The following is an 822-nucleotide window of genomic DNA, read 5'->3' as shown; positions in this document are numbered from 1 at the left end:
AGAACAGAAAGTACTTTGCTGCGACAACAGACAATAATAAATCTTGTAAGATTTTGATCGACGAGTGCTCAAAAGACTTAGAGTTAGGTGAGCATTTTCTTGCTGTTATAGATATCTCAGTTCGCTCAAAGTATGGGACTGATCTGATTTATAAGTTAGCAGCAAACGTAGAAGAACAAACTAAATTAGGCATTTGTTCTTTAAAATCAGCATATAACACACTGTTGATTGAAGAGTGCCGTAAACTCGGCGGTACTTGGGATAAATCTCAGGGCGCTTGGATATTTTCAAGTATTGTAGAAAAAGAAGTTGAAGAACTCGATCAAACCTTCAATAGCGATCTCATTACGATTGAGATTGAGGCTATCGAGGAAATACAAGAGCATGGCAAGGCGATAGAGTTTCTTGGGTATCCTGTTTGTAAAGCATTTAGTCGTGATTCAGGTGCTCGAATTGAAACTGGGATTGCATTACTATCGGGCTATTGTACTTCGGGTGGCTCAAAAAAACGATGGACAACCGTCTTGAGTGAAGGCGCGACTTTAAGGCTAAAGATCCCAGTGGATTTACTCAATATTTATGAAGACAAAAAATTTCAAGTTAAAACCATATAAATGATTCATAAATAAGAGTAAAAATAATGTCAAATCGCATAATAAATATTATCGAATTTAAAACTGAAGATCTTGCTCATGCAAGTTCCATTATTGAGTGCATTAGTAATGAAAATAATGAGTTAGATTTTAATAGGTTAATTCCTAGCCCTGAGTATCTGAAGGTTTTGGAAGGTGTAAGGAACCACCAAGAATGAATAATAAGGAA

1 protein-coding gene is annotated in these 822 nt (G+C 35.9%); it reads left to right on the top strand.

Annotated elements, in window-relative coordinates:
* On the top strand, nt 1-614 hold a 614-nt coding region (locus tag R8O11_RS26520; protein ID WP_318194781.1), incomplete at its 5' end, for a hypothetical protein.
* Nucleotides 615-822 lie beyond the last annotated feature (208 nt).

Source organism: Vibrio sp. 1288, assembly GCF_033344475.1.
This window is presented reverse-complemented; position numbering and strand designations above follow the sequence as displayed.